The 26,240-nt window shown below is 70.3% G+C and carries 21 protein-coding genes; 20 read left to right on the top strand and 1 reads right to left on the bottom strand.

The window, feature by feature from the left end:
* The first annotated feature begins 308 nt into the window (after window positions 1-308).
* The 3 genes from LFM09_RS12470 (at window position 309) to LFM09_RS12460 (ending at window position 3,253) form a co-directional block, all read left to right on the top strand.
* Window positions 309-1,247: a hypothetical protein gene (locus tag LFM09_RS12470; protein ID WP_414096554.1), complete on the top strand. Its 939-nt coding sequence runs from the start codon at window positions 309-311 to the stop codon at window positions 1,245-1,247.
* A gap of 102 nt (window positions 1,248-1,349) precedes the next feature.
* Complete coding sequence (locus tag LFM09_RS12465) at window positions 1,350-2,504, top strand: IS701 family transposase (protein ID WP_414096553.1); 1,155 nt, start codon at window positions 1,350-1,352, stop codon at window positions 2,502-2,504.
* Between the two features lie 170 nt (window positions 2,505-2,674).
* Entirely contained in the window at window positions 2,675-3,253 is a 579-nt protein-coding gene (locus LFM09_RS12460; RefSeq protein WP_414096552.1) for a short chain dehydrogenase, read from the top strand.
* 49 nt (window positions 3,254-3,302) lie between these two features.
* Here LFM09_RS12460 and LFM09_RS12455 read toward each other — a convergent pair whose 3' ends face one another.
* Window positions 3,303-4,202: a helix-turn-helix transcriptional regulator gene (locus LFM09_RS12455; RefSeq protein ID WP_414096551.1), complete on the bottom strand. Its 900-nt coding sequence runs from the start codon at window positions 4,200-4,202 to the stop codon at window positions 3,303-3,305.
* Between the two features lie 164 nt (window positions 4,203-4,366).
* Here LFM09_RS12455 and LFM09_RS12450 point away from each other — a divergent pair, with 164 nt between their 5' ends.
* From LFM09_RS12450 to LFM09_RS12370, 17 genes are all read left to right on the top strand, one after another.
* On the top strand, window positions 4,367-5,830 hold the full coding sequence (locus tag LFM09_RS12450; RefSeq protein WP_414096550.1) for an MFS transporter: 1,464 nt from the start codon (window positions 4,367-4,369) through the stop codon (window positions 5,828-5,830).
* 231 nt (window positions 5,831-6,061) lie between these two features.
* Window positions 6,062-7,534 carry an FAD-dependent monooxygenase gene (locus LFM09_RS12445; protein WP_414096549.1) on the top strand — a complete coding sequence of 491 codons (1,473 nt, stop codon included), beginning with the start codon at window positions 6,062-6,064 and terminating at the stop codon, window positions 7,532-7,534.
* A 190-nt stretch (window positions 7,535-7,724) separates the two neighbouring features.
* Window positions 7,725-8,198 (top strand): VOC family protein, encoded by a 474-nt coding sequence (locus tag LFM09_RS12440; protein ID WP_414096548.1) that lies wholly within the window; start codon window positions 7,725-7,727, stop codon window positions 8,196-8,198.
* A 25-nt stretch (window positions 8,199-8,223) separates the two neighbouring features.
* Window positions 8,224-9,306, top strand: coding sequence for an aldo/keto reductase (locus LFM09_RS12435; RefSeq protein ID WP_414096547.1), 1,083 nt, complete (start codon window positions 8,224-8,226; stop codon window positions 9,304-9,306).
* Between the two features lie 201 nt (window positions 9,307-9,507).
* Entirely contained in the window at window positions 9,508-10,956 is a 1,449-nt protein-coding gene (locus LFM09_RS12430) for an ankyrin repeat domain-containing protein (protein WP_414096546.1), read from the top strand.
* Window positions 10,957-10,976: 20 nt separating this feature from the next.
* Window positions 10,977-11,285 carry a muconolactone Delta-isomerase gene (locus LFM09_RS12425; protein WP_053720081.1) on the top strand — a complete coding sequence of 103 codons (309 nt, stop codon included), beginning with the start codon at window positions 10,977-10,979 and terminating at the stop codon, window positions 11,283-11,285.
* A gap of 16 nt (window positions 11,286-11,301) precedes the next feature.
* Complete coding sequence (locus tag LFM09_RS12420) at window positions 11,302-11,979, top strand: EthD family reductase (protein WP_414096545.1); 678 nt, start codon at window positions 11,302-11,304, stop codon at window positions 11,977-11,979.
* 192 nt (window positions 11,980-12,171) lie between these two features.
* A complete protein-coding gene (locus tag LFM09_RS12415; RefSeq protein ID WP_414096544.1) occupies window positions 12,172-14,124 on the top strand; it encodes a maltotransferase domain-containing protein in 1,953 nt (650 codons plus the stop codon).
* Window positions 14,121-15,797 carry a maltose alpha-D-glucosyltransferase gene (gene treS / locus LFM09_RS12410; protein WP_414096543.1) on the top strand — a complete coding sequence of 559 codons (1,677 nt, stop codon included), beginning with the start codon at window positions 14,121-14,123 and terminating at the stop codon, window positions 15,795-15,797. The genes LFM09_RS12415 and treS overlap by 4 nt, the downstream gene beginning before the upstream one ends.
* Window positions 15,794-17,044 carry a phosphotransferase gene (locus LFM09_RS12405; protein ID WP_414096542.1) on the top strand — a complete coding sequence of 417 codons (1,251 nt, stop codon included), beginning with the start codon at window positions 15,794-15,796 and terminating at the stop codon, window positions 17,042-17,044. The genes treS and LFM09_RS12405 overlap by 4 nt, the downstream gene beginning before the upstream one ends.
* A complete protein-coding gene (gene glgB / locus LFM09_RS12400; RefSeq protein WP_414096541.1) occupies window positions 17,044-18,828 on the top strand; it encodes a 1,4-alpha-glucan branching protein GlgB in 1,785 nt (594 codons plus the stop codon). Before LFM09_RS12405 ends, glgB begins: the two co-directional genes overlap by 1 nt.
* 99 nt (window positions 18,829-18,927) lie before the next feature.
* Window positions 18,928-19,752 carry a type 1 glutamine amidotransferase domain-containing protein gene (locus LFM09_RS12395; protein ID WP_414096540.1) on the top strand — a complete coding sequence of 275 codons (825 nt, stop codon included), beginning with the start codon at window positions 18,928-18,930 and terminating at the stop codon, window positions 19,750-19,752.
* Window positions 19,753-19,777: 25 nt separating this feature from the next.
* Window positions 19,778-21,379, top strand: coding sequence for a thiamine pyrophosphate-binding protein (locus tag LFM09_RS12390; RefSeq protein ID WP_414096539.1), 1,602 nt, complete (start codon window positions 19,778-19,780; stop codon window positions 21,377-21,379).
* A 5-nt stretch (window positions 21,380-21,384) separates the two neighbouring features.
* On the top strand, window positions 21,385-22,047 hold the full coding sequence (locus LFM09_RS12385) for a DJ-1/PfpI family protein (RefSeq protein WP_414096538.1): 663 nt from the start codon (window positions 21,385-21,387) through the stop codon (window positions 22,045-22,047).
* The gene (locus LFM09_RS12380; protein WP_414096537.1) at window positions 22,037-23,863 is read left to right on the top strand and encodes an AGE family epimerase/isomerase; all 1,827 of its coding nucleotides are present in this window, start codon (window positions 22,037-22,039) and stop codon (window positions 23,861-23,863) included. Before LFM09_RS12385 ends, LFM09_RS12380 begins: the two co-directional genes overlap by 11 nt.
* Window positions 23,860-25,833 carry a glycogen debranching protein gene (locus LFM09_RS12375; protein WP_414096536.1) on the top strand — a complete coding sequence of 658 codons (1,974 nt, stop codon included), beginning with the start codon at window positions 23,860-23,862 and terminating at the stop codon, window positions 25,831-25,833. The genes LFM09_RS12380 and LFM09_RS12375 overlap by 4 nt, the downstream gene beginning before the upstream one ends.
* Window positions 25,830-26,150 (top strand): STAS domain-containing protein, encoded by a 321-nt coding sequence (locus tag LFM09_RS12370; RefSeq protein WP_414096535.1) that lies wholly within the window; start codon window positions 25,830-25,832, stop codon window positions 26,148-26,150. The genes LFM09_RS12375 and LFM09_RS12370 overlap by 4 nt, the downstream gene beginning before the upstream one ends.
* Window positions 26,151-26,240: the final 90 nt, after the last annotated feature.

The following is a 26,240-nucleotide window of genomic DNA, read 5'->3' as shown; positions in this document are numbered from 1 at the left end:
GGAGAACGGAATCCATCGTGCACATGAGCCCGGCGGTAAAACCGTCCACCGGCTGAGTTCGGCGCCATCTCCGTCACGACATCCGCATTCCGTTAGCTGCGCGTTTTTCTCGGTCCTGTGCTTGTCGTTCGTCATCCGATTGGCGGAACCCGTGACTTCACGCGGTAACCGGGCATTCTGTTTGGGTGGAACTGGGAGTAAGCGGATAAATGCTTGCTGTACCGAGTCAGAGATTCGATGTGGAATGGGGTTCGCAGTTGATCTGACGCGGCGGCGGACGCCCGTCGCCGCGAGGGAGAGGACCTGGGATGGAAACCGGCTGGCTCTGCGTGGCCATGCGGTGGGGGATCTCGGTCCTTGGCGCGTTCGTTCTCGCATCGGTGCTGGTCGACGGCGTGCGAGCGGCGCTGGCCATCGGTGGCGGCGTGGTGTTGCGCGGCGCTGCCCGGCTCTGCGGTGCCACCTGCCGCCGGCTCTGCTCGGTGCTGGGTGACCGGGCCGCGGCGCTGGTGCTGCGGCTGAGCGGACCCGTGAGCCTCGCTCTCGTGCTGCTCGCCTGGCTGACCGGCTGGCAACTGGGCACCTGCGCCTTGGGCGCCCACCTCCCGATGGCCCTGCCGGTGGAACTCGCCGTGGTGGGTCACGTCACGCTCGTGGTGCTGTTCGGCATCCACGTCGCGGGCACGGGCGCCGCCTGGCGGGCCAGGGAACGCGGCGCCGCGCCGTTCGGCGACGACCTTGCGGCCGAGGACGTGCTCGCGGCGTTCCTCGACACCGGCGGCCGCGACCGGCTGGACCGCACGATGGTCGGCTGGGCGGAGTGGCTGGCCGAGGTGCGCGCCGCGCACCGGTCCTGGCCGGTCCTGCTGCACTCACCGCCTGCGCAACCGCCGGGCTGGATCGACGCCGCAGTCGTCATGCTCGACGTCGCCGCGCTGGCCGAGGCACTGGCGCCCAACTGGGCTCCGCCGCACACCACCCGCGTCCTCGTGATCGGCCGGGACTGCGTGCGCGACGCGCTGGTCGCCGCGGGCACGACGCCGCCGGGAGTGCCGATCAGCTTGCACGGCAGGGAGGACCGCGCGTTCGAGGACACCGTGCGTCTCCTCGCCGACGCCGGCCTGCGGATCGACCGCGATCCCGGCGACGCGTGGGCCGACTTCCAGTCCCGGCGCACCTGCTACGCCCCCGCCGCGTCCGCACTCGCGGACCGGCTGGGCCACTCGAGACTCCGGCACGCGCACTGAAGCCGTTGCCGGCATCCCGTCGCGACATCTGTGGAGGAGACCTGGACGACGAACTGAGGCACGACCTCTTCACGAAGTACATCATCAACATTGGGGGGATTGATGGTCATCAGCAAACGCGACCTGCGCACCATCCGGATGAACGAAGTCGACACCCTGACCCAGTTCTGCCACGAGCTGCTCGCGACTCTGCCGCGGTCGGACCAGCGGCGGTGGGGTGAGATCTACGTGCGCGGGCTGGTGTCGCTGGCCGGCCGGAAGTCCATTCGCAGGATGGCGGAGACGATGGCGGGCTGGCGCGCGGAACAGGGGCTGCAGCAGTTCGTCAACCAGAGCACGTGGAGCTGGGGACCGATCAGGCAGAACCTTGCGCGGCACCTGGGCCAGCTCTACCGGCCGAAGGCGTGGGCGATCGGCGAGGCCGTGTTCGCCAAGAACGGCACCAGTTCAGTCGGGGTGGCGCGGCAGTTCGCCCCGTCCGCGGGCAGGTTGCTCAACTGTCAGCTCGGCCTCGCGTTGTTCGTCGTGGGAGACGGGGAGGCGGTCCCGGTGAACTGGCGGCTGCTGTTGCCCCAGAGCTGGGACCACGACGCCGACCTGCGGGCCAAGGCGCACATCCCCGACTCCGCGCGGCACGTGCAGCGGTGGCAGGCGGTGCTGTCCCTGGTCGACGAACTGGCCTGGGGCTGGGAGCTCCCGCCCCAGCCGGTCGTCGTCGACGCAAGGCACGTCATGCAGACCGAACAGCTGCTCGCCGGGCTGGAACAACGGCGGATGCGCTACCTCGTGCAGGTGCCTCACGAGTCCGCGGCGCCGTTGTTCGGTGGCGAGCAGGGACCGCGGCCGGGCGGTGTCGGCCGCCCGGTGGCCACGATGAAGTGGTGGGACGCTGCCAACGGCAGGCAGCGCACCTCGCGGTACATGATCGAGGCGGCACCGGCGCGCCGCGGCGGCGAACCCGCCGGCCTGCACCGCACCCGCAAGCTGCTCACCCGGTGGCAGCCGGAGGACTCCCACCCGGCGCAGGTGTGGCTGACGAACATGCACGCGCCGATGCCGGAGCTGATCGAGTTGAGCCAGGCAGGCGCGGAGACGGCACGGGAGACCTCGAGGCTCTACGACGACGTGGGGCTCGACCACTTCGAGGGACGTTCGTTCCGCGGCTGGCACCACCACGTCACGCTCACCTCGCTCGCTCACGCGTACCTGGTGAGCCTGCGCAGGGCCGAGCTGGGCTGCGACCTCCGCAGCTGCTGACCGCTCGTCCGTGATCCACTCTTCCAGGATGGCGGATCGCGGAAGTCGTTGCCTGTCACCAACAGGGATACCCAGATCGGTGGCGCCGACAGCGTGGTCGGCGCTCCGATGCGCCACAGTGGAAGGACGAGCCCGTCCGCTGAGGCGGTGAAACCCCGTGGAGAAGCGACATGCGAGTCCTGGTGATCGGCGCGTCGGGCACGATCGGCGGCGCGGTGGTGCGCGCACTGCAGCCGGAGCACGAAGTCGTGCGGGCATCGCGCACCGGTGAGGTGCGGGTGGACATCGGCGACCCGGAGTCCGTCGACCGGATGTTCGCCATGACCGGCGCGGTCGACGCCGTGGTGTGTGCGGCGGCCCACGCGCCGATGACGCCGCTGGCCGAGCTCGGTGCTGTCCGGCTCACGGAGTTGGTGCGGCACAAGCTGCTCGGGCAGGCCGGTCTGCTCGCCCAGGCGCTGCCGCACGTGCAGGACGGCGGCTCGATCACGTTGACGGCAGGAGATTTCGCCGGAAGCGTGCCGGGCAGTGCTGCCGGGGTGCTGACGAACGAAGGGTTGCAGGGCTTCGTCCGTGCTGCCGCGCCTGACCTGCCGCGTGGTGTGCGGGCGAACGTCGTCAGTCCCGGCTGGGTCAGCGAGACGCTGGCCGAGGCGGGTGGGGTCGGCGGTACTCCGGCCGACGAGGTGGCGCGGGCCTACCTGGAGTCGATTCACGGCACCGAGAGTGGGCGGAATTTCAAGCCGTGACAGGCGAATCCGGCTTCCTGCTGCTGCGGGAGGCCGGATCGGCGTGTGGTCAGCGCGTGGCGTGCGTCTGCTTCTTCTCCGGCTGCGCAACCACACCGCGCTGGTACAGGCCCGCCAGGAGGTCCAGCGCGGCGGCTGACGGGGAGCCCGGCTCGGCGTTGAACACCGCGAGCCGCTGGCCGTCGTCGTCCGGCAGCACCAGCATCTCGTTGGTCAGCGTGAGCGAGCCGACCTCGGGATGGCGGAACTCCCGCACCGAGTTCGCGCACGGCTTGACCGCGTGGCTGTTCCACAGCGCGGAGAACTCCGGGCTCTTCATGGTCAGCTCGCCGACCAGTTCGGCCAGCCGCGCGTCGTCCTGGTACTGGCCCGCCACCATGCGCAGGTCGTCCACGGTGTCGCGGCACTTGCGCTTCCAGTCCGGGTACAGCTCGCGGACGTGCGGGTCGAGGAAGACCATGCGGGCGATGTTCGGGCGGTTCGCGGTGCCGGCGGGAGCGTCGAAGTCGAGGTGCCCGGCCAGCAGTGCGTGGGCGAGGCGGTTCCAGGCCAGCACGTCCGTCGTGCGGCCGATCACCAATGCGGGCACGGTCGCCGCGGCGAAGGACTCCACCATGAGCGCCACCGATGGACGCAGCTTCTCCGCCCTGCGCGGACGCTTGCGGTCCCCGCGCGGGCCTCTGGCCAACCGGTACAGGTGGGCGCGCTCCTCCTCGTCGAGCTGCAGCACCCGCGCCACCGCGTCCAGGACGGCCTCGGAGGCGCGGTCCGTGACGCCCTGTTCCAGCCGCGTGTAGTAGACCGCGCTGACCCCCGCGAGCTGGGCGACCTCCTCGCGGCGCAGGCCGGGGACCCGCCGCCGTCCGTAGTTCACGAGCCCCAGCTGCTCGGGGCGCAGCTGGGCGCGCCGGGAGCGGAGGAACTCGCCGAGGTCGCTGAGCCGGTTCATGCACCCCATTGTGACCACGCGCGCCGGTCTTAGCCTGACAGTGTCAGTGCTAGGCAACGCGGTCCTACCCTAAGTTCTGGTCTGGGTAGGCCCTCTGGCCGCCGTCACGATTGCCGCAAGTCCCCATCCGCTCTGGGTGTTCGCCCGGGAAGGCACAGGCAATCATGACCAAATCGCAGCGCGAGACCACCGCTGGCCTTGGGCTGCGCGGGTGGCTCACCCTGATCACCATCTGCGCGGCCCAGTTCATGATCGCGCTCGACTTCTCCATCGTCACCGTCGCGCTGCCGGCGATCGACGCCGGCCTGAACTTCGGCGGCCCGGCCCAGCTCCAGTGGGTGATGACGGCCTTCATCCTGCCCACGGCGGGGTTCCTGCTGCTGTTCGGGCGGGTCTCCGACGTCGTCGGGCGACGGCCGCTGTTCATCGCCGGCCTCGTGATCGTCACGGTGTTCTCGCTGGTCGCCGGCTTGGCGGACGCGCCGTGGGTGCTCATCGCGGCCCGCGCCGGCCAGGGCATCGGCTCGGCGATGGTCGGTGCGACGGCGCTGGCGCTGCTGACCGCGTCGTTCCCCGAAGGGCCTCGGCGCGACCGTGCGCTCGGGGTGAGCGGCGCACTGCTGTCGCTGGGCTTCGTCGTCGGCACCATCGGCGGCGGCATCATCACCAGCGGCCTGAGCTGGCGCTGGACCATGCTGATCCTGGTGATCATGGGCGCGGTCGTGCTGCTCGGCGCGGTGGTGCTGTTCGAACGCGACCAGGAGCGGCACGCCACCCGGCTCGACGTGCCCGGCGCACTGCTGGCCACCACCGGTCTGCTGGCGCTCGTGTACGGCATCTCGACGGTGGGCACCGTGGGCTGGGGTGCTCCGGAGGCCCTGATCCCGCTCGTCGGCTCGGTGTTGCTGCTCGGCGCGTTCCTCGTGGTCGAGGGCAGGCAGAAGGCTCCGCTGGCGCCGTTGTCCATCCTGCGCAGGAGCACCGTGAAGTGGGGCGGCCTGACCGGGTTCATCACGTTCGGCATGTGCGGTGGCGCGACCGTGCTGCTCAGCCTGTACATGCAGGAGGTGCTGCGCTGGAGCCCGCTGGCCACCGGCATCGGCTTCGTCGCCGAGGGCGCGGCCGCGATGGTGTCCGGTGCGCTGGCCGCGCGGTTCATCGGCCGGCTGGGCACGCCCGCGGTGCTGATGATCGGCCTGTTGGTGCAGGGCGTGGGCACGCTGGCGATGTTGTTGTTGCCCCAGCAGGGAAATCTCGCGCTGCTGATCGTGACGACCTCGGCGCTCGGCTTCGGCCACGTGCTCGCGGTGGTCGCGTTCATCGGCACCATGACCTCGGGCGTGCCGAGCGAGCACACCGGACTGGCCAGCGGCCTGGCGCAGACGGCGCAGCAGGTGGGCAGCGCGGTCGGTGTCGCGGTGCTCGCCGCCGTCGTGGCGGCGGCCACCGTGCCCGACGCGATCGCCCCCGAGGCCGCGTCGCTGGCAGGGTTGCGTGCCGGTCTGCTCGTCGCGGCGATCGTGACGCTGGCCGGACTGGTGGTGGCCGCGCTGTTCCTGCGCACGCCGCGGCAGCCTGACGGTGAAGCGTCCGGCCGCACGCGGTCCGAGGCGGTCACCGCGGCCTGAACTCCCCCACAGGACCCGGTGACTTCGGCCGGGGTGGTCCGGTGCGACACGGACCACCCCGGTCCTTTTCGTGCGCGGCGGCGACACTTCGTGAGGTCCGTGGTGTTGTTGGCCTTTCCGGCTGCTTTGGTCATTCTTCCTTGCCGCACAACGCATCCGCTCCCGAGACTGGACACATGCCACCCGGCTCGAACGGGATGGAAGTCCGTTTTCTCTTCTGTGGAGCGAAAAATGACCAGTGACACGGGCACGCGCCGACCACCGAGCAGCACCGACGTGCTCGTGGCCGGTGGCGGACCGACCGGGCTCGCGCTGTCTCTCGCGCTGACCCGCCTGGGCGTGGACCACGTCGTCGTCGAACGGCAGCAGGGCCCGGCGCCGAACTCCAGGGCAGCGGCGCTGCACGCGCGGACGCTGGAGTCGCTGGCCGCGGTCGGCGTGGCGGACGCGCTGGTGGCCGCAGGCCGCCCAGGCAGGGCGTTCGCCGCCCGCGACGGCGATCGCGTGCTGCTGCAGACCCCGTTCGACGAGCTGGACACGCCTTATCCGTTCGTGCTGGCGATCCCGCAGGAGACCACCGAACGAATTCTGGACGCCAAGGTCGCGGAGGTGGGCGGGCACGTCTACCGCGGCTGGTCCGTGCTGGACGTCGACGAGCAGTACCCCGGTGCGACCGCGTTGATCACCGAGGACGCCACCGGTGAGATCAGGGCCATCCGCGCGAAGTACGTGGTCGGGTGCGATGGCCTGCACAGCGTCGTGCGCGAGCGGGCCGGCATCGAGTTCGAGGGACACGACCGGCCGCACAACTTCGCGCTCATCGAGTTCGTCATGGACTGGGAGGGACCGGAGGGGGAGATCAGCTTCTTCTTCTCCCCGGCGGGCCTGGCCGCTATCTCCCACCTGCCCGGCCCGCTGTACCGGATGGTCGCGCTCGTCGAGGACGACACCCCGGTGCCGGATCTCGCCGCAGTGCAGGAAATGCTCGACGCGCGGGGGCCGGCCGCCGCCGGTGCGCAGGTGCGGTCGCTGGAGATGGTGTCCATCTGGCGGGTGCGGCACCGGCTCGCCAGCACGTTCCACAAAGGACCGGTCCTGCTCGTCGGCGACGCCGCGCACGTGCACAGCCCGGTCGGCGCGCAGGGGCTGAACACCGGCATCCAAGACGCGTTCAACCTCGCGTGGAAGCTGGCCGCCGTGCTGGACGGCACGGCGGGACCGGCGCTGCTGGACACCTACGACGCCGAGCGGCGCACGATGGCGCAGGGGCTGCTCGCGTTCACCGCGCAGCTGCACGACGTCTCGACGATGAGCAACCCCGACAGCATCGAGCTGCGCAACAAGATGCTCGCCGTGCTGGGGGAGTTGCCGGAGTTCTCCGGGTGGCTCGCCAGGCGCCTCGCGCAGCTCGCGGTCACCTACGGAGGTGGCGACGGCGGCCCGGCGCCCGCGGTCGGCGATCGCATGCCACCGCGGCCCGGCATGGCCGACGGCATCGGGTGGTCGATCGTGCTGCCGTCGCACGGTGACGCCGTCGCCGTGAAGGAGAACGCGGAGCGCGGCGACATCCCGATCGCCGTCGCGGTCGATCCCGACCTGCCGCACGCCGTGCTCGTCCGCCCGGACGGACACGTCGCCCTCACCGCGGCCACGGAGGAGGCGGCGACCCTGCCCGCCCGCCTCGTCGAGTGGTTGCACCGCTGACCCGACCCCGAGCGCCTGTATCGAAGTCTGGCCCGCGATAGCCAGGCCTGAGGCGGCCCCTGGCGGCACGGCCGGACGGCCCACGTGCAACACCGGTGTGCGAGCCGTCCGGCCGCACCACCAGAAACCACCTCAGGCGCGACCCCTCATCGAACCAGACCTCGACACAGCCCCTAGTCAGGAGCACACCATGAGTCCCGTTTCCATCCGCCCGCCCGGCGCCGCGACCCTGATGCACGTCGCGATCTTCTGCCCGGACGTCGATGAGTCGATCCGCTTCTACCGCGAGGGTCTCGGCTTCTCGCGCACCTACGAGTGGACCAAGACCTACACCGCCACCGGCCAAACCGTCTACCAGGGCAGGGGCGTCTACATCGAGCTCGAGGGCGAGACCTACCTGGAGCTCTTCCCCGGTGAGGTGCGCACCGACGGTCCCGTGCACCACATCGGCCTCGCTGTGTCCAATGTGGACGAGCTGTACGCGCGGAGCCTCGCCGCGGGAGGACGGCCGTTCGCGTTCGAGGACTGGTCGGGCGAGCCGACCACCGTCACCCTCGACGGCGACCCGGAGATGGAGGTCAGGGTGGCGTTCGTGCAGGGCCCCGCCGGCGAGCTGATCGAGCTGTACGAGCAGTACAGCCCCGTCGTCACCCGTGAACCGTAGAAACCGTTACCGGACAGGAGACATGATGCGTTACACCGTGCTGGGCCGCAGCGGGCTGCGGGTGTCGGAGCTCGCGCTGGGCACCGTCACGTTCGGCGAGGACTGGGGCTGGGGTGCCGCCGAGGACACCAGTGCCCGCCTGCTGGACATGTACGAGGAGGCCGGCGGCAACTTCGTCGACACGGCGGACCACTACACCGGCGGCACGTCCGAGCGCTACCTCGGAACGCTGCTGCGGGGTGCCCGCCGCGACCGGTTCGTCATCGGCACCAAGTTCACGTTGCAGACCGAGCTGGACAACGTGAACTCCGCCGGCAACAGCCGCAAGAACCTCGTCAAGTCCATTGAGGACAGTCTGCGGCGGTTGCAGACCGACCGCATCGACCTGTTGTGGGTGCACGCGCACGACACGCTGATGCCGGTTCCTGAACTGATGCGGGCGCTCGACGACCAGGTGCGGCTGGGCAAGGTGCTGCACGTCGGCGCCTCCAACTGGCCGGCGTGGGAGGTCTCCCAGGCCAACACGCTCGCGGAGCTGCGCGGCTGGTCGCCGTTCGTCGGGCTGCAGATCCGGTACAACCTGCTCGAACGGGCTCCGGAGCGCGACCTGCTGCCGATGGCCCGGCAGTTCGACCTCCCCGTGCTGGCCTGGGGCGCGCTCGCCGAGGGCCGGTTGACCGGCAAGTACCTCGACGGCAGCGGCACCGGCCGGCTGACCGTGCAGCCCCGCGAGCACAGCATGGCGGGCGGTGACGACGTGGTCGTGGAGATCGGTAAGATCGCCGCGGCGGGTGGCTGGACGTCCGCGCAGGTCGCGATCGCCTGGCTGCGCAACAAACCGGGTGTCGTGATCCCACTGCTCGGCGCGACCAAGGTCGAGCAGCTGGCCGACAACCTCGGGAGCACCGAGGTCGTGCTGACCGACGAGCAGATGTCCACATTGGATGCTTCCGCCGCGGTCGAGCTCGGTTACCCGCACGACCTGCTGCGGCACGAGATCACCGTGCGGGACATGTACGGCGTGCAGTGGGACTCCATCGACGACCGGCGCACGACGGTGCGCCGCGGTGTCGCCGACGACCACTACTCGCCGTTGCGCCCAGCCTGATCATCTCTCCCGGAACGGACCCGTCGCGCTCGCCGCGGCGGGTCCGTTCGCGTCTCTGAACATCTCCGAAAAGCCTTTGACTGAACGGAAAAACGCTCACCGTGAGGAGTGTTCGCGGAAGCGGGCGCATTCGTTGTCCCCGCCTGGGCGCGCTGGTTTCGTGGAGAACACGAACCCCGGAACTTGAAAGGAGAAACGGCTGTGGTGGAGACCGCCCGCACCCGTGAGATCGTGACGAGGCTGTTCGCCGACGTCGCGTCCGGTGACCTCCCCGGTGTGCTCGCCGCACTCGGTGAGGACATCGTGTTCGACCTGCCCGGCAACGAGTTCAACACCGTGATCCCGAACCTGAAGACGTGGCACGGCAAGGACGGCGTGATCGAGGCGTTCCGCCTGCGCACGCTGAACACCGACGTCGTCGAGTTCGAGCAACGCGAGATGATCGTCGAGGGCGCGCGTGCCTTCGTGCTCAACTACCAGAAGATCGTGCACCGCGGCACCGGCATGGCCGTGTCGTTCGAGTTCACCATGAGCCTGACCGTGGGCGAGGACGGCCTGATCCACGAGTGGCGGGCGTTCTTCGACTCCGCCCCCGAGATCGCGTTGTTCCGCTCGGACATCCAGCAGCGGCTGGTGGCAGCCGTGCGCGACCGTGACGAGGAGGCCATCCGCGTCCTGCTGCGCGACGGTGCCGACCCCGGCCACCGCGAGGAGTCCACCGGGCTCACGGTGCTCCAGATCGCGGCCGGTCTCGGTCACGCCGCCGGTGTCGCCGCGCTGCTGGCCGGTGGCGCGGACGTGCACGGCGTGGACACGAACGCCGGCTGCACCGCGCTGCACAAGGCCGTGCAGAACGGCGACCTGGCCACCGTGCGCACCCTCGTGGAGGCCGGTGCGTTCGTCGACGCGGTCGCGCCGACCACCGGGCACACCGCGCTGATGGACGCTCTTTGGTACAAGTGGCCGGACGTCGTGGCGTATCTGCTCGACGCGGGTGCCGGCGTGAACCTGGGCACCCACTACGGGTTCTCCATGAAGGAGCACTTCGAGTTCGAGCTGAACGTGAACTCGCTGGGCAAGGACAAGCTGCTCGAAGCCGAGAAGTTGTTGCGCGCCAGGGAGAACGACGACGAGCGGCGCATCTCCGAGCAGCAGCTGATGGCGGCCACCTCGTCCGGTGAGACCGAGCAGGTCGAGAAGCTGCTGGCGGCCGGTGCCGAGGTCGACGCAAGGTTCCCGGTGCGCAACGGTTTCAACGACCTGCACACGCCGTTGCTCGTCGCGACCCGCGACGGTCACCTGGCGATCGTCCGCGCGTTGCTGGCGGCCGGTGCGGACGTCAACGCCACCGAGCCGACGTTCGGCGCGTGCCCGCTGCACAAGGCCGTCTACAACGGACACGCCGACATCACGGCGGAGCTCGTCGGTGCCCCTGGCGTGAACCTGGACTTCCAGGGTGCCACCAACGGGTACACGCCGCTGCACGACGCGTTGTGGCACGGCTACGACGACTGCGCGCGAATCCTGCTGCAGGCAGGGGCCAGGACCGACCTCGTCGGTCACGACGGCAAGACCCCGCTGGACATCGCCACCGACGTGTTCGACGCCGGGCACCCGGTGTTCGACCTGCTGCGCGCCAGCGCCGCCTGACCGGGACGGAGACCCGACCAATGCTGTTCTACGTGCAGATGCGCTGGAACCACGAGGGCCGCATCACCCTCGACGAGCTCTGGGAGATCGAGCAGGAGGAAGCCGCGCACGCCAAGGAGACGCTGGACTCCGGCTTCGCCGTCGGCCTGTGGAAGGTCGCCGCGCAGAAGCGCGTGATCGGCATCATCGACGCCCCGAGCGCCGAGGAGCTGGACCGCACCGCGCTCGGCCGGTTGCCGATGCGCGAGTACCTGGAGTTCGAAGAGGTGTGGCCGCTGCGCGACTACCTCGGCTTCGCCGAGGACGTGCTGAAGCGCTACCAGGTCTGACGAGGAGACGAGAACCGTGATCCACCAACTGATCTTCGCCGCGCCCCGGCCCGGCATGACCGAGACCGAGTTCCAGCGCTACTGGCTGGAGGAGCACGCCGTCCGGTACGCCAGCAAGATCCCGCAGATCCGCAAGTACAAGATCGACACCCGGCTGCCGGTGGAGGGCGAGAACGCGCCGCTGTGGGGCGGCATCGCCGAGATCTGGCTGCGCCCGGAGGAGCAGATCGAGTCGCTCCAGACGCCGGAGTTCCTGGAGGGTGCCCGGCTCGACGAGCCGAAGTGGGCGGCGTTCTGGCAGTCGCTGGTGCTCGACACCTTCGCGCACGTGATCGTCGAACCGCCGCGCGCCGAGGGCGTGAAGCTGGTCCGGCTGGTCAAGCGGCAGGAGGGCATCTCGCTGCCCACCTTCCGCGAGCTCAGCCTCGGCAAGCACGCGGAACTGGTCGCGGAGGTCCCCGGCCTGCGGGGTTACCTGCAGGGCCACACCGTCGACGGCGCCTACGGGATCGGCGAGGCCACCCTCGACGCCGCCTACCAGCTGTGGTTCGACAGCGTCGAGGACCTGCGCGCGGCGGTGGCCTCGCCCGAGTTCCGGCGGGCCGACGAGGAGCTGGGTTCCTTCGTCCAGCAGCGCTACCTGCACGAGATGACGGTCGCCGAGCACTGGGTGATCGGACCGGACGCCCGCTAGGGCCGTGACCGACGTGGCCCGGTGCCCACCGGGCGAGGAGGGCGGGTGCGGGCACCGGGCCGCGTCGACCTTCGCCGCGTCTTCCGGCGTCCAGCAGGGCGCCTCGCGGCTGTCCTACCGCAAAACATGGGGGTAACGGCCGGCGACCAGGGCACTGGGCGCCGGTCGGCTTGCTGGGTCGAGGAGGAACCAGTGACGCAGAGGATCGCGATCGAGGACGTCCACCCGTCGGTGTCGGCGGGGCGGCGGCCGGCGAAAGCCGTTGTCCACGAACACGTCCAGGTCGGCGCGACGGTCTGGCGCGAGGGGCACCAGGCGGTCGGGGCGGAGGTGGTGCTGACCGGTCCCGGTGACGCCGCAGGGCGCCGGATCCGGATGAGTCAGGGCGACGACCGGCGCTGGACGGCCTCGGTCGTGCCGGACCGGCCGGGGGAGTGGACGTTCCGCGTGGAGGCCTGGAGCGACCCGTGGGCCACCTGGAGGCACGCGGTGACGGCCAAGCTCACCGCCGGGCAGTCCGCCTCGGACCTGGAGCTCGACCTCGACGAGGGGGCGCGGCTGCTGGAACGGTCGGCCGCGCACCCGAGGGCCCGGCTGGTCGAGGCGGCACAACGGTTGCGCCGCAAGGATCTGCTGCTCTCCGAACGGGTCGTGCTCGCGTTGTCGGAAGCCGTGCACGACTCGATGACGGAGACGCCGGTGCGGGAGCTCGTGGCCGGCAGCGGGCATCACCGCATCCTGGTCGAGCGCGAGCGAGCGCTCTTCGGGGCGTGGTACGAGCTGTTCCCGCGGTCGACCGGCGGCCTGGACGAGCAGGGCCGCCCGGTGCACGGCACGTTCGCCACCGCGGCCGCCCACCTGGACCGGATCGCCCGGTTGGGCTTCGACGTCGTCTACCTCCCGCCGATCCATCCGATCGGGGAGAGCAAGCGCAAGGGCCCCAACAACAATCCGCACGGTGAACCCGGCGACGTCGGCTCGCCGTGGGCGATCGGGTCGAGGCACGGCGGGCACGACGCCGTGCACCCGGACCTGGGCACGCTGGAGGACTTCGGCAAGTTCGTGTCCCGCGCCCACGAGCTGGGCCTGGAGGTCGCACTCGACCTGGCGCTGCAGTGCGCGCCGGACCACCCCTGGGTGACCGCGCACCCGGAGTGGTTCACCCGCAGGCCGGACGGGTCGATCGCCACCGCGGAGAACCCGCCCAAGCGGTACGAGGACATCTACCCGCTGAACTTCGACAACGACCCCGGCGGCCTCTACGCCGAGGTCCTGCGCGTGGTGCTGCACTGGGTCGACCACGGGGTGCGGATCTTCCGGGTGGACAACCCGCACACCAAGCCACCGGACTTCTGGGAGTGGCTGATCGCGAGGGTCCGGGAGACCAGCCCGGACGTGGTGTTCCTGGCCGAGGCGTTCACCGACCCGGCGCGGCTGTTCGGACTGGCCCGGCGCGGCTTCAGCCAGTCCTACACCTACTTCACCTGGCGCACCGACAAGGCGGGGCTGGTGGAGTTCGGCCGCGACCTCGTCGAGCACGCGGACGAGGCGCGCCCGAACCTGTTCGTGAACACCCCGGACATCCTGCCCGCCCAACTGCAGTCGGGGGAGCCCGCGGTCTTCGCGGCCAGGGCGGCGCTGGCCGCGACGCTGTCCCCGACCTGGGGCGTGTACTCGGGTTTCGAGCTGTACGAGCACCAGCCGGTGCGGCCGGGCAGCGAGGAGTACCTGGACTCGGAGAAGTACCAGCTGGTGCACCGCGAGTTCGGTGCGACCGCGGACGGGCGGCCGTCGCTGGAGCCGTGGATCACGCGGCTCAACGAGATCCGCCGCGCGCACGCCCCGCTGCGGGAGCTGCGCACGTTGCGCTTCCACGACGTCGACAACGACGCCGTGGTCGCGTATTCGAAGACCTCGCCCGGCACCGGCGAGATCGTGCTGGTGGTCGTCACCCTGGACCCCAGCCGTCCGCAGGAGGGCCTTGTCCGGTGGGACACCGCCGCGTTGGGCCTGCCCGCCGACTTCCCGGTGCACGACGAGGTGACCGGCCGGACCTTCCGCTGGAGCGGGCAGACCTACGTGCGGCTGGACCCGGACCAGGCGGTGGCCCACATCGCCGCGGTGCGCGAGGAGACGCGGTCATGACCGCCCCCGGCAGGGCCAGACCGGCCCGCGACGAACCCGAGTGGTTCAAGAGCGCCGTCTTCTACGAGGTGCTGGTCCGGGCGTTCGCCGACGCCGACGGCAACGGCACGGGCGACCTGCGCGGGCTGGCGGACAAGCTGGACTACCTGCAGTGGCTCGGCGTCGACTGCCTGTGGCTGCCGCCGTTCTACGCCTCGCCGTTGCGCGACGGCGGGTACGACATCAGCGACTTCCGCAAGGTGCTGCCGGAGTTCGGCACCGTCGAGGACTTCGTCCACCTGCTCGACCAGGCGCACCTGAGGGGCATCCGGGTGATCACCGATCTGGTGCTCAACCACACCTCCGACGCCCACGAGTGGTTCCAGGCCTCACGCAGCGATCCGGACGGACCGCACGGCGACTACTACGTCTGGAGCGACGACGACTCCGGCTACGCCGACGCGCGGATCATCTTCGTCGACACCGAGACGTCGAACTGGACCTTCGACCCGGTGCGCGGGCAGTTCTTCTGGCACCGCTTCTTCAGCCACCAGCCGGATCTCAACTACGAGAACCCGCGGGTGCAGGAGGCGATGATCGACGTGCTGCGGTTCTGGCTCGACCTCGGCATCGACGGGTTCCGGCTCGACGCGGTGCCCTACCTGTTCGAGGAAGAGGGCACGAACTGCGAGAACCTGCCGCGCACGCACGAGTTCCTGAGGCGTTGCCGGCAGGTGATCGACACCGAGTACCACGACCGGGTGCTGCTCGCCGAGGCGAACCAGTGGCCGTCGGACGTGGTCGAGTACTTCGGCGATCCGGCCGTGGGTGGCGACGAGTGCCACATGGCGTTCCACTTCCCGTTGATGCCGCGCATCTTCATGGCGGTGCGCAGGGAGAACCGGTTCCCCATCACGGAGATCCTCGCCCGCACCCCGAAGATCCCGTCCGGCACGCAGTGGGGGATCTTCCTGCGCAACCACGACGAGCTGACGCTCGAGATGGTCACGGACGAGGAACGCGACTACATGTACGCGGAGTACGCCAAAGACCCGCGGATGAAAGCCAACATCGGCATCCGCCGACGGCTCGCCCCGTTGCTGGACAACGACCGCAACCAGCAGGAGCTGTTCACCGCGCTGCTGTTGTCGTTGCCGGGATCGCCGGTTCTCTACTACGGCGACGAGATCGGCATGGGCGACAACATCTGGCTGGGCGACCGCGACGGTGTCCGCACGCCGATGCAGTGGACCCCGGACCGCAACGCCGGGTTCTCCGACTGCGATCCCGGCAGGCTGCACCTGCCCGTGATCATGGACTCGGTCTACGGCTACCAGAGCGTCAACGTCGAGACGCAGCTGCGCGACTCGTCGTCGTTGCTGCACTGGACGCGGCGGATGCTGGAGGTCCGGCGCGACCAGGCGGCGTTCGGGCTCGGCGACTACCGGGAACTGCCGTGCTCCAACCCCGCTGTGCTCGCCTTCGTGCGTCAGCACGAGGACGACGTGGTGCTGTGCACGTACAACCTGTCCAGGCATCCCCAGTCGGCCTGGCTGGACCTGTCCGCGCACGCGGGGGAACAGCTGGTCGAGCTGACCGGCGGCGTCGACTTCGGTGAGGTCGAGCAGGACGGGCACACGTTCACCTTGGCCGGGCACGGTTTCTACTGGCTGTCGCTCAAGGCGGCGTCATGACGCTCTCGGCGTGGGACCGGACGAGGCTCTGCCAGGCGCTGGCCGGCTGGCTGCCGGAACGGCGCTGGTTCGGCGCGGGCGACCGGGCCGTCGAACGGGTCGTGCTCGCCGAGGTGATCGACCTCGGCCGCGGTCTGCTGATCGTGTTCGCCGACGTGTCGCTGGCGGGCGAGGCCGAGCCGCGCCGCTACCAGCTGCCGATCGGTCTGCGGGCACGTCCGGGCGCCGACGCGATCACGTTCCTCAGCGGGGTGTGGGCCTGCGACGCCGCCGACGACCCCGCGCTCATGGGACACCTGCTCGACCTCATCGCCGGGGGAGGTGTGCGCGGCTCGACGCGGTTCACCGCGGAGGTGCCGCTGCTACCCGCCGGACCGGCCAGGCGGCTCACCGCGGACCAGTCCAACACCTCGGTGATCTACGGCGGCAGCTACGTCCTGAAGTTCTTCCGGCGGTTGTTCCCCGGCCCCCACCCGGAGGTCGAGATCGGCCGGGCGGTGCGGACGCCGACGATCGCGCCACTGCTCGGCGTGGTCGAGCACGAGGACACCACTCTCGCTGTGCTGCAAGGGTTCGCGGCGGGCGCGGTGTCCGGCTGGGACCTCGCGGGCACACCGGGGTTCGCCGGTCGGTCGGGTGCTCTGGGTGAGGCGGTCGCCGTCACGCACGAGGCACTCGCCGAGGCGTTCGGCCGGACGACGTTGTCGCGCACGGACATCCGTGCCGCGGTGGACGGGATGCGGGATCGGCTAGCCCGCACCGCGGCCGAGGCAACGGTGCTGGCCCCGTACGTCGGCGCGCTCGACGCACTGCTGCTGGAGGCCGGTCGGCTGGCCGTGCCGGGGTCCCCGTTGCAGCGGGTGCACGGCGACCTGCACCTGGGGCAGGTGCTGGCCACCGGACGGGGCTGGCTGCTCATCGACTTCGAAGGTGAGCCGGCCGCGCCGATCGAGCAGCGCGCCGCGTGGGACTCACCGGCCCGCGACGTCGTGGGTGTGCTGCGGTCACTGGACTACGCGGCCGGCCGCACGGTGGACCGGAGCTGGGCGACCACGGCGGAACGCGAGTTCCTCGCGGGCTACGCCCGCAAGTCCGGAGCTCTGCCCGATCCCGCGCTGCTGCGTGCTTACCAACTGGACAAAGCGATCTACGAGGTCGGCTACGAGACCCGCAACCGCCCGGACTGGGCCGGCATCCCGCTGCGCGCGGTCGAGGAGTTCGTGTCGACCTGGGGGAGGGCCGGCTGATGAGGTTGACCGATGACGATCGTTGGCTGATGGGCGAAGGCACGCACCGCCGGCTGTGGGAGGTGCTGGGGGCACACGCGCTGCCGGAGGGAGGCGTCGCGTTCGCCGTGTACGCGCCGGCCGCGCGCCAGGTGCGGGTGCGCGGCGACTTCAACGGCTGGGACGGCCGGGCACACGGGATGGTCCGGCACGGCGACGTGTGGGAGCTGACCGTCCCCGAGGCCGGACCCGGAGACCGCTACCGCTACGAGGTGCTGGGCGCGGGCGGGGTCTGGCAGGAGAAGGCGGATCCGCTGGCGCAGGCGGCGGAATGCCCGCCCGCCAACGCGTCCGTCGTGTTCCGGTCGGAGTTCCGGTGGACCGATGACGACTTCGTCGCGCGGCGCCCGCGGGACTGGGAACGGCAGCCGATGAGCGTCTACGAGGTGCACCTCGGCTCGTGGCGGCCAGGACTGGGCTACCGGCAGCTGGCGCACGAGCTGGCGGAGCACGTCGCCGGCCTCGGGTTCACCCACGTGCAGCTGATGCCGGTGGCGGAGCACCCGTTCGGCGGTTCGTGGGGGTACCAGGTCAGCGGGTACTTCGCGCCGACGGCCCGGTTCGGCGACCCGGACGAGTTCCGCTACCTGGTGAACCACCTGCACGCGGCGGGGATCGGGGTGCTGGTGGACTTCGTGCCCGCGCACTTCCCCAAGGACGCGTGGGCGCTCGGGCGGTTCGACGGGACGGCTCTGTACGAGCACCCCGAACCGTGGCGCGGCGAGCACCCCGACTGGGGCACCTACATCTTCGACTTCGGCCGGCCGTACGTGCGGGGGTTCCTGATCGCGGCGGCGTTGTACTGGCTCGCCGAGTTCCACGTGGACGGTCTGCGCGTCGACGCGGTGTCGTCGATGCTCTACCTCGACTACTCGCGCGGGCCGGGGGAGTGGGTGCCGAACGAACGCGGCGGCAACGAGAACCTGGCCGCGGTGGCCCTGCTGACCGAGCTCACCGGTGTGGTGCACGACGACTTCCCCGGCGCGGTCGTGATCGCGGAGGAGTCCACCGCGTGGCCCGGACTGACCGCCCCGGACGGCCTCGGCTTCGACCTGAAGTGGAACCTCGGCTGGATGCACGACGTGCTCGGCTACCTCGGGCACGACCCGGTGCACCGCGCGGGCCATCACGGGGAGCTGACGTTCCCGCTCGACTACGCCTGGCAGGAGCGGTATCTCCTGCCGCTCTCGCACGACGAGGTGGTGCACGGCAAGGGATCGCTGTGGCAGCGGATGCCCGGCGACGACAAGCAGCGAGCAGACGGCTTGCGCGCCCTGCTGGCGTACATGTGGGCGCATCCAGGCAAACAGCTGCTGTTCATGGGCGGCGAGCTGGGGCAGACGTCCGAGTGGGACTCGGCCGCCGGCCTGCCGTGGGAACTGGCGGCGGACCCGCTGCACCAGGGCGTGACCGACCTGGTTCGCCGGCTCAACGCGGTGTACCGGTCGCTGCCGGCGCTGTACGAGACCGACCACGACCCGGCCGGGTTCGCCTGGCACACCAGTGATCCCGGCCGCAACCTGGTCGCGTTCACCCGCACCGGACCCGGCGGAACGCTGTTGTGCGCCGCCAACTTCTCCGGTGTGCCACAGGGTCTGGACACCGGCGACGGTGAGTGGGCGGTGCTCGTGGACACCGCGGACGAGCACGCGGACGTGCACCTCGGCGGTGTGCTCGCGTTGCCGGCGTCCACCGTGATGTGGCTGTTTCGGTCCGACCACACGGAAAATGCCTCACCTGCGTGACTGAGGCTCCGCTACTTCCCTTGCCTTGTAAGGGAAAACAAGGTTCGCGAAGATTGAGTTGTTGGTTCTCCGGTAATCGGAACGAGATCAGGAGATCAAGTGAGCAAGAAGATTCTGTACGTGCTCTCGGAGTTCGGCTACTGGGGCGAGGAGCTGCTGGGCCCGCTGGTCGCCACCGACCGCCAGGGCTACACGGCCGTGTTCGCGACGCCGAACGGCAAGCGCCCGGTGGCACTGCCGCCCAGCCTCGACCCCGGCTACGTCGACCCGCCGCTCGGTCGCTCGGTCACCACGCCCGAGGTCGCGGTCGCGGCCAGGGAGCTGGACGAGTCCGCGCGGCTGGACCACCCGGTCAGCCTGGCCGACTGGATCCCGGAGCGTCCCTACGACAGCACGCCGAACCCGTTGCGCGCCATGGAGGCGTACTACCGGGAGATCGCCACTCTCACCGATGACATCGCCGAGTACGACGCGATGGTCATCGTGGGCGGCTCCGGCCCGATCGTCGACCTGGCCAACAACGGCCGGCTGCACGAGCTGATCCTCGCCTTCGTGCGAGCGGACAAGCCCGTGGTCGGCGAGTGCTACGGCGTCGCCGCACTGGCGTTCGCCCGCGAGTGGGACGACCGCAAGTCGATCATCTGGGGCAAGCACGTCACGGGCCACTGCAAGGAATACGACTACAAGGACGGCACCGGGTTCGTCGGGGTCGAGTTCAACATGGGCCCGCCGCCGTACCCGCTCGAGTACATCCTGCGCGACGCCACCGGCCCGGACGGCCAGTTCCACGGCAACGTCGGCAAGGAGACGTCGGTGATCGTGGACTTCCCGTTCATCACGGCACGGTCCACTCCGGACTCGTTCCTCGCGGGCGAGAAGCTGGTCGAGGTGCTCGAGTCCGGCCTGCGCCGGTTCGGCTGGTAACGAAAACCCTTGGGAGGGCAGGGCAATGACCGAACGGTGGGGCAAGAACGCCTTACTCGAGCAGTTGCAGGCCGATGGATTGACGACGATGTTCGGCAACCCGGGCACGGTGGAACAGGGACTGCTCGACGCCGTCGAACAGCACTCCGGGTTCGACTACGTGCTCGCGCTGCAGGAGACCGTCGCCGTCGGCATCGCGGACGGCTACGCTCGCGCCACCGCCGGGCCCGCCCTCGTGCAGCTGCACACCGGAGTCGGTCTCGGCAACGGGATCGGCATGCTGTACCAGGCCATGCGCGGTCACTCGCCGCTGGTCGTGATCGCCGGTGAGGCCGGTGTCCGCTACGACGCCATGGACTCGCAGATGGCGACCGACCTGGTGGCGATGGCCCGCCCGGTGACCAAGTACGCGACCCGGGTCACGCACCCGGACTCGTTGCTGCGGGTCATGCGCCGGGCGGTGAAGACCGCGATGACCGAGCCGCGTGGCCCGGTCTTCGTGGCACTGCCGATGGACGTGCTCGACGCGGTGAACACCGAACAGGCCACGCCGAGCACGATCCCCAGCCGTGCGGTCCAGCCCGTGGAAGCGGAACTGGACCGCGCGGTGGCGGCACTGCGCGGGGCGCGAAACCCGATCATCCTGATGGGCGACGGGGTCTCGGTGTCCGGCGCGCAGCGGGAACTGACCCGTGTCGCCGAGGCGCTCGGCGCACCGGTGTGGGGCCTGGACAACTCCGAGCTGAACATGGACACCCGCCACCCGCTGCACCGCGGGCAGCTCGGCCACATGTTCGGTGCGGTGAGCCGGAAGGTGGTCGCCGACGCGGACGCCGTGCTCATCGTGGGCACCTACACCTTCCCGGAGGTGTTCCCCGAGCTCGCGAACCCGTTCGCCGCGCACGCCAAGATCGTGCACGTCGACCTGGACGACTACGAGATCGCGAAGAACTTCCCGGTGGACGTGGCTCTGGTGGCCGATCCGAAAGCCACCCTGGCGGCGTTCGCCGACCGGTTGGGCGCACCTGCCGAGCCGGCCGCCGCACCGATGTGGACTCCTCCGGCGCTGACCGCGGAAAGCCCGCTGATCGAACACCTCAGCGCGGCACTGGCGGCCACCGCGGGCGACGACCTCGTGCTGTTCGACGAGGCGCTGACGGCCTCACCCGGCCTGCTCAGCCACCTGCCGCCGCACGTGCCGGGCAACTACTTCCTGACCAGGGGCGGATCGCTCGGCATCGGCATCCCCGGCGCGATCGGCGCCAAGATCGCCCGGCCGGACGCGACCGTCGTCGGCGTGACCGGTGACGGCGGCAGCATGTACACCATCCAGGCGCTGTGGACGGCCGCCCGCTACGGCGTCGCCGCGAAGTTCGTGATCTGCAACAACCAGCGCTACCAGTTGCTGGACCTGAACATCGAGCAGTACTGGCGGGACAGCGGGATCGCGTCGCACACGCACCCGAGCGGCTTCGACCTGACCGGGCCCGACATCTCCTTCGTCGACCTGGCGAAGGGGCTCGGAGTCGAGGCGCTGCGGGTGGACCGGCCCGAGCAGGTGGAGCCGGCGGTGCGCAAGATGCTCGACCACGACGGTCCCTTCCTGATCGACCTCGAGACGGTGTGACCGGGATGGACACGACGATCCTGCGAGAAGGCGGCGCGCTGACCGGGCGCACCATCGCGATTCTGATGGAGACGGACTACGTCGAGCCGGAGATCGACTACTACCGGATGAGGTTCGCGGAGGAGGGTGCGCGGGTCGAGTTCCTGACCCGGTTGTGGGGCCAGGACAGCATCACCTTCGTCGGGCACGAGCACCACCTCCCGTTCACAGTGGACGGTGACCTCGAACTGGTCGACGACGAGCGGCTGGCCGGCTACGACGCGCTGATCGTGCCGTCGGGCATGGTGTCCGACCGGCTGCGCTACGCCGAAAGCCCCGGCGGCACCGCACCCGCGGTCGACCTGCTGCGCCGCGCGTTCGCCAATCCCGCTGTGCTCAAGGGAATCATCTGCCACGGCCTGTGGCTGGTGGCGCCGATCGCCGACGTGGTCGCCGGCCGGGCGGTGACGTGCCACAACAACCTGATCTCCGACGCGCGCAACATGGGCGCGCAGTACGTCGACCAGGACGTGGTGGTCAGCGCCGACCTGGTCACGGCCCGCAGCGCGGACCACTGCCACCTGTTCGCCCGCACCATGATCGACCTGCTCGCCGCCAGGACGGCCGGGCGGGCGATGCGGTGGTGGCGATCCTCCGTCACGAACCAGGGAGCGAGCCATGTCCGCTGAGCCCCTCACTCCGTTGTCCGGCGTGCGGATCTCCGACCTGGTCGCCGGTTACGTCCACGCCGTGCACCCCGAACGGAACCTCGTCGACCTGCGCACCAGCGACGGCCGCACGGTGCGGGTCGGCGTCGGGGGAGCGTCCGCCGAACTGGTGCGCAACCTCGGCGAGCCGCACGTCGACCTCACCTCGCGCCGGCTGGAGCTGCTGACGCCGGGCAGGCACGTGCTCGTGCACGGGATCTACTCGCCGACCGGCGCCGGCCACGTCTTCGACGCGACGAGGATCGTGTTCCTCGGCAGGGAACCCGGCGGGTACGCGTTCGCCGAACCCGGCTGGTGGACCGCTCAGCTCCGCGAACTGGCCACGTTCTACCGCAGGGCGCAGTTCGGCACCGGCGAGATCGACTACGCCGACTACCGGACGATCCTGCGGCTGGGCGGGGACAAGAGCGGCAGGCACGTGCAGGAGACGGACACCATCTCCCGGCTCGTCTACGGCATGGCGTCGGCTTTCATGCTGACCGGGGAGGACGACTTCCTGGACGCCGCCGAGAAGGGCACGCGCTACCTGCGCGAGAACCTGCGGTTCGCCGACACCGAGAACGACGTCGTGTACTGGTACCACGGTCTGGACGTCGGCGGCAGCACGGTGACGAAGCTCTTCTCGTCGGAGTTCGGCGACGACTTCCGCGCCATTCCCGCGTACGAGCAGATCTACGCGCTCGTCGGCCCGACCCAGACCTACCGGGTCACCGGCGATCCGGCGATCCTGTCCGATGTGGACGCGACGCTGCGGCTGTTCGAACGGTTCTTCCGCGACGACGTGCACGGCGGCTACTTCTCGCACGTCGACCCGGTGCACCTGTCGCCGCACCACGAGTCCCTGGGGCCCAACAGGTCCAGGAAGAACTGGAACTCGATCGGCGACCACGCGCCCGCGTACCTGATCAACCTCTACCTCGCCGCCGGCCGCAGGCAGGACGCCGAGATGCTCAGGGAGTGCTTCGACCTGATCGTCAAGCACTTCCCCGACCCGGCGAGCCCGTTCGTGCAGGAGCGGTTCCACGCGGACTGGACGCCGGACCGGGAGTGGGGCTGGCAGCAGGACCGCGCGGTGGTCGGGCACAACCTGAAGATCGTCTGGAACCTGATGCGGATGAACGCGATCCGCCCGGACGCGGCCTACACCGAGCTGGCCGGCGGCATCGCGCGGACCATGCCCCTGGCGGGCGGGGACGCCCAGCGCGGCGGCTGGTACGACGTGATGGAGCGCTCGCCCCGCACCGACGTTCCTGGCCACCGGCTGACCTGGCACGACCGCAAGGCGTGGTGGCAGCAGGAACAGGGCGTGCTGGCGTACATGATCCTCGCGGGCATGACCGGCGATGCGGAGTTCCTGCGCCACGCGCGGGAGTCGGCGGCGTTCTACAACGCGTTCTTCCTCGACCACGACGAGGGCGGCGTGTACTTCATGGTGCTCGCCGACGGCACGCCCTACCTGCTGGGCACCGAACGGCTCAAGGGCAGCCACTCGATGTCCATGTACCACGCGGCCGAGCTGTGCTTCCTCGCCGAGACGTACGACCGGTTGCTGATCCGCCGCGACTCGCTGGACCTGTGGTTCCGGCCGCAGCCGGACGGGTTCGCCGGACGGGTGCTCAGGGTCGCACCGGACGCGCTGCCGCCGGGCTCGGTGCGGCTGCAGTCGGTGGAGATCGACGACCGGCCGTGGGACCGGTTCGACGCCGCGGCGCTGACCGTGCAGCTGCCCGACTCCAGGTCACCGGTGCGGGTGCGGGCCAGGCTGGTCGCGTCGTGACAGCGGAGTTGACGGGGCTGCGGGTCGTCCCCGCGGCCCCCGAACCCCTGGGCGCTCACGCGGTGCCGGGAGGCGTCACCTTCGCGGTCCGATCCGCCGGCGCCACCGACGTGGCACTGGTGCTGTACCGCACCGGCGCGGCCGAACCGTTCGCCGAGGTGCCGTTCCCACCGGAGTGCCGCACCGGCGGGGTCTACGCGATGACGGTGCGGGGCCTCGACCCCGACGGGATCGAGTACGGCTACCGGGTGTGGGGACCGGACGGCCCCGGCGACCGGTTCGACCCCGGCCGGGTGGTGGCCGATCCCCACGCCCGCGCGGTCGGCGGTGGCGGTCAGCGGTGGGGCGAGCAGCGTCAGCCGTTCGAGGGGTTCCGCTACCGCAGCCGGGTCGTGGCCGACGACTTCGACTGGCAGGGCGATCGGCCGCTGCGCCTGCCGGTGGAGGACCTGGTGGTGTACGAGCTGCACGTGCGTGGCTTCACCCGGCACCGGTCCTCGGGCGTCGCGTCGCCCGGCACGTTCGCCGGTCTCGCCGATAAGGTCGATCACCTGGTGGAGCTCGGCGTGAACTGCGTGGAGCTGCTGCCGGTGTTCGAGTTCGACGAGCTCGCCAACGACCGGTACGACCCGGTGACCGGTCAGCCGCTGTGGAACTACTGGGGGTACAGCACCGTCGGCTACTTCGCGCCGAAGCAGGGGTACGCCTGCGGCGACGCGGCACGTGAGCTGAAGTCGACGGTGCGGGCACTGCACGCCGCAGGCATCCAGGTCGTGCTGGACGTGGTGTTCAACCACACCGCGGAGGGCAACGACAACGGGCCGGCGATCTCCCTGCGCGGCCTGGACAACCAGGTCTACTACCTGCTCGACGAACACGGTGGCTACCGCAACTACAGCGGCACCGGCAACACCGTCAACGCGAACCACCCGCAGGTGGTCGAGTTCGTGCTGGACTGCCTGCGGTACTGGGTGACGGAGTTCCACGTCGACGGCTTCCGGTTCGACCTGGCGGCGGCGCTGACCAGGGGCGAGGACGGCACACCGCTCGCCGATCCGCCACTGCTGCGGGCGATCTCGACCGATCCGCTGCTGCGCGACACCCTGCTCATCGCCGAGGCGTGGGACGCGGCCGGCCTGTACCAGGTCGGCTCGTTCCCCGGTTACGACCGCTGGTCCGAGTGGAACGGCGCGTTCCGGGACACGGTGCGGCGCTTCGTGAAGGGCGACGAGGACGTCGGGCCGGACCTGGTGTGCAGGCTGACCGGCTCACCCGACCTGTTCCCCGGCCGCGGCCCGCTGGCGTCGCTGAACTTCGTGACCGCGCACGACGGGTTCACGTTGGCGGACCTGTTCTCGTACAACGACAAGCACAACGAACGCAACGGCGAGCACAACGCGGACGGCGAGACCCACAACCACAGCTGGAACTGCGGCCATGAGGGCCCGACCACCGACCAGGAAGTGCTGGCACTGCGCAGAAAGCTCACCCGCTTCGCGCTGACCCTGCTGCTGCTGGCCCGAGGTGTGCCGATGCTGGTCGCGGGCGACGAGTTCGGCCGGACCCAGCAGGGCAACAACAACGCCTACTGCCACGACGACGAACTGTCCTGGGTGGACTGGGACCTGGCTTCGCGCAACAGGGACCTGGTGGAGTTCACCGCGGCGTTGATCGCGTTCCGCCGGGCGCACCCGGCACTGCGCTCGGGCACGTTCGACGGCGTGACGAGCTCACTGAGCGGGCGGGTGGCCGGCCTGACGTTCGAGGTCCCCGGTGATGCCGTGTTCCTGGCGGCCAACGCCCACTGGGAGCCGGCTTGGACACCGGTGCCCGCCGCGCCGGACGGCATGGAATGGCGGCTGTTCGCCGACACGTCCGGTTCCCGTGCGGGAGTCGAGGACCGGATAACGCTCGAACCGCGATCAGCCGTCGTGCTGGAGGCGGTCCCGAAAGGAGAGACAGGACGATGACGCTGTACACCAGGGTGGAGATGGACGACGACTCGGCAACGGTGACCTTGACGGGTTACGCGGGCCAGGAGGCGGTGCCCAGGCTGGAGCGCCTGATCGAGGCGGTGGCCCTGCTTCCCGTGCGCAGCCTGCTGTTCGACGTCGAACGGCTGACCGCACTGCCCGCCGCGGGAATGCGCAGCCTGTTGATGGCGCACCAGGCTCGGGGGTCCGGTCTGCGGATCGAGATCACCGGCGCCAGCGGTGAGGTGGCCGAGACCATCAGGCTGGCCGGGTTCGAGGGGCGGAACCGGCCGGCGATCGGGCTGGTCGCGTGAGAGCCGCTCCCCCGCGGACCAGCCGGTCCGCGGGGGAGCGGCCCGCCCGGTCGTGTGACGCGGGGTGCACGCCGGTTGACGTCTCGCAGT

Origin of the sequence: Lentzea alba (assembly GCF_047445655.1) — a bacterium.
Lineage (GTDB): Bacteria > Actinomycetota > Actinomycetes > Mycobacteriales > Pseudonocardiaceae > Lentzea > Lentzea alba_A.
Note: the sequence above shows the minus strand (reverse complement) of the source record. Positions and strands in the feature narration are given on the sequence as shown.

What these genes read in the sequence shown, in the direction of transcription:
- LFM09_RS12470 (WP_414096554.1), top strand. Translation starts at nt 309, where the DNA reads ATGGAAACCGGCTGGCTCTGCGTGGCCATGCGGTGGGGGATCTCGGTC.
- LFM09_RS12465 (WP_414096553.1), top strand. Translation starts at nt 1,350, where the DNA reads ATGGTCATCAGCAAACGCGACCTGCGCACCATCCGGATGAACGAAGTC.
- LFM09_RS12460 (WP_414096552.1), top strand. Translation starts at nt 2,675, where the DNA reads ATGCGAGTCCTGGTGATCGGCGCGTCGGGCACGATCGGCGGCGCGGTG.
- LFM09_RS12455 (WP_414096551.1), bottom strand. Translation starts at nt 4,202, where the DNA reads ATGAACCGGCTCAGCGACCTCGGCGAGTTCCTCCGCTCCCGGCGCGCC.
- LFM09_RS12450 (WP_414096550.1), top strand. Translation starts at nt 4,367, where the DNA reads ATGACCAAATCGCAGCGCGAGACCACCGCTGGCCTTGGGCTGCGCGGG.
- LFM09_RS12445 (WP_414096549.1), top strand. Translation starts at nt 6,062, where the DNA reads ATGACCAGTGACACGGGCACGCGCCGACCACCGAGCAGCACCGACGTG.
- LFM09_RS12440 (WP_414096548.1), top strand. Translation starts at nt 7,725, where the DNA reads ATGAGTCCCGTTTCCATCCGCCCGCCCGGCGCCGCGACCCTGATGCAC.
- LFM09_RS12435 (WP_414096547.1), top strand. Translation starts at nt 8,224, where the DNA reads ATGCGTTACACCGTGCTGGGCCGCAGCGGGCTGCGGGTGTCGGAGCTC.
- LFM09_RS12425 (WP_053720081.1), top strand. Translation starts at nt 10,977, where the DNA reads ATGCTGTTCTACGTGCAGATGCGCTGGAACCACGAGGGCCGCATCACC.
- treS (WP_414096543.1), top strand. Translation starts at nt 14,121, where the DNA reads ATGACCGCCCCCGGCAGGGCCAGACCGGCCCGCGACGAACCCGAGTGG.
- LFM09_RS12405 (WP_414096542.1), top strand. Translation starts at nt 15,794, where the DNA reads ATGACGCTCTCGGCGTGGGACCGGACGAGGCTCTGCCAGGCGCTGGCC.
- glgB (WP_414096541.1), top strand. Translation starts at nt 17,044, where the DNA reads ATGAGGTTGACCGATGACGATCGTTGGCTGATGGGCGAAGGCACGCAC.
- LFM09_RS12390 (WP_414096539.1), top strand. Translation starts at nt 19,778, where the DNA reads ATGACCGAACGGTGGGGCAAGAACGCCTTACTCGAGCAGTTGCAGGCC.
- LFM09_RS12385 (WP_414096538.1), top strand. Translation starts at nt 21,385, where the DNA reads ATGGACACGACGATCCTGCGAGAAGGCGGCGCGCTGACCGGGCGCACC.
- LFM09_RS12380 (WP_414096537.1), top strand. Translation starts at nt 22,037, where the DNA reads ATGTCCGCTGAGCCCCTCACTCCGTTGTCCGGCGTGCGGATCTCCGAC.
- LFM09_RS12370 (WP_414096535.1), top strand. Translation starts at nt 25,830, where the DNA reads ATGACGCTGTACACCAGGGTGGAGATGGACGACGACTCGGCAACGGTG.